The sequence below is a fragment of the Dankookia sp. GCM10030260 genome (genome assembly GCF_042666655.1).
In the GTDB taxonomy this organism is placed as follows: Bacteria; Pseudomonadota; Alphaproteobacteria; order Acetobacterales; family Acetobacteraceae; genus Paracraurococcus.
Map to the genome: position 1 here is coordinate 1 of NZ_JBHTDE010000094.1, position 624 is coordinate 624.

The following is a 624-nucleotide window of genomic DNA, read 5'->3' on the forward strand; positions in this document are numbered from 1 at the left end:
CTGTTCTGGAGACTTGAAGCGCTGCATCTGGCGTTCTCGACGCCGCGTCGGCCGATGCGAATTCTCAGCGCGGTTGTTCAAGTAGCGGCTGGTCCGATGCCGCACATCGGGCAGGACCTCACGTTGCGCGACGCCGTAGCTGCGCAGCCCATCCGTGACGATCTTGCGGGGCTTGTACTTGAGCCCGACCAGCAGGCGCTTGAAGAAGCGCTTGGCGGCCGTGGCATTGCGGCGCTCCTGCACGAGGATATCTAGCACGACACCGTGCTGGTCCACCGCGCGCCAGAGGTAGAAGAGCTCGCCGTTAATCTTCAGGTACACTTCATCCATGTGCCAAGTGTCGCCTGGCCTTGGCCGCCGCTTGCGCAGCTTGGCCGCGAACTCCGTGCCGAAGCGGAGGCACCAGCGACGGATACTCTCATAGCTGACCACCACGCCCCGCTCGGCTAGGATCAGCTCGATGTCGCGCAGGCTCAGGCTGAACAGGTGATAGAGCCAGACGGCATGGTGAATGACCTCGGCCGGGAAGCGGTAGCCGGGGTAGGTGGTGGGCTCGGTCGACATCTGACCAGCTTGGCCTCATCAGTTCATTCCGGCCAGTGCTCAACTACGTGACAATGCCCT

General features: G+C 62.8%; 1 protein-coding gene. It reads right to left on the reverse strand.

Annotation, left to right across the window (positions count from 1 at the left end; genetic code table 11):
* Window positions 1–564: IS6 family transposase (locus ACFQS7_RS31005; protein ID WP_380070994.1), on the reverse strand; the 564-nt coding region annotated here is incomplete at its 3' end.
* Between the last annotated feature and the right edge of the window lie 60 nt (window positions 565–624).